This is a genomic window from Haemophilus parahaemolyticus, from assembly GCF_018373095.1.
In the GTDB taxonomy this organism is placed as follows: domain Bacteria; phylum Pseudomonadota; class Gammaproteobacteria; order Enterobacterales; family Pasteurellaceae; genus Haemophilus_A; species Haemophilus_A parahaemolyticus_A.
Genome location: NZ_JAHAHT010000114.1, coordinates 1 through 5,387 on the forward strand (window position 1 = coordinate 1; position 5,387 = coordinate 5,387).

At 37.9% G+C, this 5,387-nt stretch carries 3 protein-coding genes and 2 pseudogenes; 1 reads left to right on the top strand and 4 read right to left on the bottom strand.

Annotated features, from left to right (window positions below; all coding sequences use genetic code 11):
- Nucleotides 1-349 precede the first annotated feature (349 nt).
- The 4 genes and pseudogenes from KH943_RS09115 to ybeY form a co-directional block, all read right to left on the bottom strand.
- Nucleotides 350-535 (bottom strand): annotated as a pseudogene (locus tag KH943_RS09115) (IS3 family transposase); the annotation flags it as partial.
- A gap of 227 nt (nt 536-762) precedes the next feature.
- Complete coding sequence (locus KH943_RS09120) at nt 763-1,959, bottom strand: amino acid aminotransferase (protein WP_304110301.1); 1,197 nt, start codon at nt 1,957-1,959, stop codon at nt 763-765.
- Nucleotides 1,960-2,039: 80 nt separating this feature from the next.
- A complete protein-coding gene (locus KH943_RS09125) occupies nt 2,040-3,962 on the bottom strand; it encodes a GNAT family N-acetyltransferase (RefSeq protein WP_304110302.1) in 1,923 nt (640 codons plus the stop codon).
- A gap of 12 nt (nt 3,963-3,974) precedes the next feature.
- Complete coding sequence (ybeY, locus tag KH943_RS09130) at nt 3,975-4,466, bottom strand: rRNA maturation RNase YbeY (RefSeq protein WP_304110303.1); 492 nt, start codon at nt 4,464-4,466, stop codon at nt 3,975-3,977.
- A 423-nt stretch (nt 4,467-4,889) separates the two neighbouring features.
- Here ybeY and KH943_RS09135 point away from each other — a divergent pair.
- Nucleotides 4,890-5,387, top strand: a pseudogene (locus tag KH943_RS09135) (acetate kinase); the annotation flags it as partial.

Consider the following 5,387-nt stretch of genomic DNA (forward strand, 5'->3'; position numbering starts at 1 on the left):
ATTCCTTTATTATCAAAGTGTAGACGTATCATACACGCATATGACTGATTTGCAAATTGGGCGAAAATAAAAGTAAATATCTAATACATTGATTATTTTAATATTTATACTTGAGGAACGATCCGATTTTTACTTAATCAAGTACATTTTCAAGAAAATGCAGTATTCTCACTATTTATTTGTATATATTTTACTCCTTTTTTGCGTTTTTCTGCGTAATAAGAACAGATAAAGATCTAAAATACGTTATATCTGACAAGGTTTGAATGATGATCACAATTTGCGTTGAAATCACTATCTTTAGTGCGAGGGAGAGGAGAAGATTCGAGCACGCTTGGTAGGGGTAAGATCAGCTTTTTAGTCTCCCCTGAATGCGCTCATGGTTGTAATAAATATACTCATGGATTGTTTTTTTCAGTTGTTCGAACGCCTCAAATCGTTTGCCGTAATAACATTCCGTTTTTAATCGTCCAAGGAAGCTTTCCATCGCACTATTATCTAAACAGTTTCCCTTCCTTGACATACTCCGTTGAATGCCAACTGTTGGCTAACAACGCCTGAATTGGCAATGCCAAAATGTAAGCACGCAGCTTCTGCAGAAAATTGCCCATTTTTAACCGCTTGTTTGAAGATAAAACTCGATGATTTGTTGTTTGAAAAAAAAATTGTATTTGGTCATAAAAAATCTGCATCTTAATCAGTTGGTTATTCAGTTTAACTTTTGGGATGCAGATCAATAGCCACCTTTTTTATCTCAAATTCTTACAACACCTTCACAATCGCTTCTGCTAATTTTTCGATGTTGCTATCAACGATACCTGCCACGTTAATACGTCCTGAACGAACGGCGTAAATGGCGAAATCTTCGCGGAGTTTATCAACTTGCTCTGGCGTTAAACCGCTGAAAGAGAACATTCCGTTTTGCTCGTTGATAAATGAGAAGTTTTGAGTTGCGCCTTTCTCTTTTAATAATTCCACCAAACGGCTACGCATTGATTTGATGCGGTTACGCATTTCGGTTAATTCTGCTTCCCAAGAGGCTTTTAATTCTGGGTTGCTTAATACGGTTGCCACTGCACTTGCCCCGTGCGATGATGGGTTAGAGTAGAGCGTGCGAATAATCGCTTTAATTTGCGTGAAGGCTTTATTTACCACTTCGGCATTGTCTGCAATCAGTGTGAAAGCACCTACACGTTCGTTGTATAAACCAAAGTTTTTCGAATAAGAACTTGCGACTAATAATTCGCGGTGATTTTTCACGAAAGCACGCAATCCGTAGGTGTCTTCCTCTAAACCATTTGCGAAGCCTTGATAAGCGAAGTCGAATAGAGGTAACCAACCTTTTTCAGCCGACATTTTCGCAAGTTGCTCCCACTGTTCGTGGGTTGGGTCAATCCCTGTTGGATTATGGCAGCAGCCGTGGAATAACACGACATCGCCTGCTTCTGCTTGGCTTAAATCTGCGATTAAATTATCCCAGTCTAAACGTTTTGTTGCTTCGTTATAATAGCGGTAATGTTTTACGGTTAAACCCACAGCGTTTACAATCGCATTGTGGTTTGGCCAAGTTGGGTTTGAAATCCAAACGTTTTTGGCAGAAGTATGGCGTTTGATAAATTCAGCAGCAATGCGTAATGCACCTGTGCCCCCTAAACTTTGTGCCGTTTTTGCACGACCCGAGGTAATTACTTCAGCATTTTCACCGAAAAGTAATTTTTGCGTATAAGCGTTGTAGGCTTGAACGCCGTCAATGGTTAAGTAGTTTTTGGTTGTTTCATTCGCTAATAATTGGCGTTCGGCTTCTTTTACCGCTTTAACGATCGTTGTTTTGCCTTCCGCATTCATATAAACGCCGATCCCTAAGTTGATTTTACCTTCTCTGGTTTCTGCTTTGAATGCTTCACCTAAGCCTAAAATGGGGTCTGCTGGAGCTGCTTGGATATGATTAAACATTGACATTTTGACCTCTCAAGGTTGTGTTTGATTAAAAGTTAGAGTGTTTGATTTATAAAACTAAATATGTATTTTTGCAAGTGAAATTAAACGTTTGCATAGAATATTTTTTGTTGAACAATTTTCCGCCATTGCTCAATTTGTGATTTACTATATTTTGCATTCCAAGGGCTCGATAAAATCTCAGCAAGCTCAGCGAATTGCAAAGTATCAGACAAATACAACCGCTTGAGGCTTGCATAACAAGCGGTTAACGTTCGTTGATGATTTGCAAATCCGTTTAAGTTTTGAAGATCTTCCTTTCTAAAAGCAAAATCTGCATTTTCTTTTCCAAAAATCACCGCTTGATCTGCTTGGAAACGTTGTTCTGCTTTTTTACAAAAAATGTTACCCTGTTGCGTTAAAGGGGAGAGCATCATTGCACTTGGATAACCGCTGCTAGCCTCTTTATTCGGTGTTATTTGAACTAACTTAAAGCCTGCTTGTTGCCAAAAGTGCAATAATTCACCTGACATCCCAAAACTTACCGATACAAAATCCACAAGCGGGTGTTTTTGTTGGCGGATGTGCAAAATAAACTCAGAAATTAACCGCTTGCCAATGCCTTGGTTTTGTAACTTTGGAGAGATAGCAATCCGCGAAATTCTCACTGAATTGAGTTTGCATGCTTCGGGTAAATTGGCTTGAAAGCAAAGATATTGTGCTACTAGGCTACCCTGCGGACGGCGTTCTCCTCGCCAAATCGCTTGAGAAATCTCTGGCTTTAAACCACCTTCGTTTATCGCCCAAATGCCACCAAGTAGCCTGTGATGATGTAGTACTCTGAAAAATTGCTGATTACCACCATCAAACAGACGGCGTAGATCTGTCGGTGTCGTTTTATAGTGTGCTTGTGCGAGCAGGGTATAAAAGGCTTTTTTCTCATCTAAACTCATTAGAGTTGAAGAGTAGTGGGGATCGTAGGATCTTACATTCTGCAAATCGGATGAAAGATCTTCATCTAGTAGCAAAAGCGTATTTACAAAGGCTTCAAGAGGATCATTTACTTTCCAGCGAAGTGGTTCGGTTAATTTCCAATGTTTTGCTTTGCGGTGAAGTTGAGGTAAGAATTTCAGTGAAAAACCTCTGCCCGTACCTTCATAATTATGCGTTGTTGTCGTTAAAACAATCTTGTCAAAATAGTGACAAAATTGATGCAAGAATGGTAAAGGCAGACTTGCCGCCTCATCAATAAAAAGCCATTGATGAGGCGAAATCGATTGTTCTTTTACTTTCTGCAATAACGTATCGGGAGAGAAAAATGTCACTTGTGCTTCGTCTGGAATTTTCCAGAAATTGGTCAATGCTGAGCGACTTCGAGCGGTAATTACGACACTGAATTTTTGTGCAATTTGCTCAGCTAATTTTCCAGCAAGGGTGGATTTTCCTCGTCCACGCGGTGCGGTGATCAGATGGATATCTTCACTTGCAAGCGGTAGATTTTGGAAAATGTTTTGCTGTTCTTTTGTTAAATTTGTAGCTGTCAGTTTGTAAAATGTCGTTCTGTTTTGAGCACTTGGTAAATCATTTAGCGTTAATGTATTTTTGACATAAAAATTAAAATGTTCTACTAATCTTTTAAAATGTTGGAAAAAAGTAGGGCAGGGGATAGCGCAATTTTCGTTCCAACGTAACGCATTGTAATCGGTGACGGTTTCGATTTTATTCCAATTTGGGCAAATTAAATATAAACAGCCTTGTTGTTCAATGGTACCCGCTAAAATGGCAAAAGCATCCAGATTGAAATGAAGAGAGTCTGTGCCTGTAAAATAAAAAGCGAAAGGGTGTTCTGAACCTAATAAGCCTTTGGCATTGGTAAAGGGAGTGAATTGATATTCTGTGTGTGTATTTGAAAAATGAGGTAAGAAAATCCCTTCTTGAATAATATTATTTCGATGCGTTGTAACGCTTCTTCTAAAATTATCGTATAGCCAAGAAGGAATTTGAGTAAGAATAACCAGTTTACGCATACAGCTTGCTAATTATTCTTCAATCGTTTTTTCAGAAAGATAAGGATCGTCAAAACCAAGTTTTTGCATAATCTCTGTTTCTAATCCTTCCATTTCTTCAACTTCCTCATCTACGATGTGATCATAGCCAAGTAAATGTAACGTACCATGTATTGCTAAGTGAGCCCAATGTGATTCAAGGCTAATTTGTTGCTCTTCGGCTTCACGTTCAACTACTTGGCGGCAGATGACTAAATCGCCTAATAAGGCAAGCTCTACTTCATCAGGTACTTCAAATGGGAAAGAGAGCACATTGGTTGGTTTATCTTTACCACGATAAGTGAGGTTCAAATGGTGGCTTTCTTCTTCATCTACGATGCGGATAGTCATTTCTGTTTCAGAGAAATTATCAGTTTGAGCTTCGAAAGCAAGGGCAGTTTGCACCCAGTGGGTAAATTGTTCAACAGTCGGTAAACCTTCTTGGTTTTCGCTGGCAATTTGCAGATCAATAAATGGGTTAGCCATCTTTATTTTCCTAATATTGTGAGAGAGAATTTTCGTTATTTTATCACTATTTGTAAAATTTCTTAAGGCAATTAGAGAAAACAGTAAAAATCAAGATTTTAGGCAGATGTGTAAGTCAGTTTTTTTCTTTTTTCTTTATAGAGGAGAGGTTATAAAAAACATATGGAGTATAGTTATTTTTATTACTTCTATAATATATTTAACATAATCTACATTATGCGAAATTAAATAAAGTGTGAAAAATATGTTAATTTATTGTTTATTTAACTCTTTAATCACATTTTACTAACCTAAATCAAATTTTTTGCATTTACGCTTTAATTCAGATTATGAAACGTGATATTCTATACTCTGTATTTCACGCATTGCGTGTCTTATCTATCTTTCTTAAAACGAAACCCTAACGAAACTAAGGTATTTGACATGTCTAAAAATTTAATTCTTATCCTTAACTGTGGTAGCTCATCTTTAAAATTCGCTATCTTAGATCCTAAAACAGGTGATGAAAAATTATCTGGTTTAGCAGAAGCATTCCATTTAGCAGATGCACGCATCAAATGGAAATTACACGGCGAAAAAGGTAACGCAGAATTAGGTGCAGGAGCTGCACACAGCGAAGCACTTTCTTTCATTGCAAACGAGTTATTATCAGAAGAATTAAAAGCAAGCATTGGTGCTATCGGTCACCGTATCGTTCATGGTGGTGAGAAATTCACTTCATCTGTTGTCATTAACGATGATGTAGTTAAAGGTATCGAAGATGCAATCCAATTCGCACCACTTCACAACCCTGCTCACCTAACCGGTATTAAAGAAGCATTCCGCATTTTCCCTGAATTAAAAGAGAAAAACGTTGCTGTATTCGATACAGCATTCCATCAAACTATGCCTGAAGAAGCATTCTTATATGCTCTTCCATAC

What these genes read in the sequence shown, in the direction of transcription:
- KH943_RS09125 (WP_304110302.1), bottom strand. Translation starts at nt 3,962, where the DNA reads ATGCGTAAACTGGTTATTCTTACTCAAATTCCTTCTTGGCTATACGAT.
- ybeY (WP_304110303.1), bottom strand. Translation starts at nt 4,466, where the DNA reads ATGGCTAACCCATTTATTGATCTGCAAATTGCCAGCGAAAACCAAGAA.
- KH943_RS09120 (WP_304110301.1), bottom strand. Translation starts at nt 1,959, where the DNA reads ATGTCAATGTTTAATCATATCCAAGCAGCTCCAGCAGACCCCATTTTA.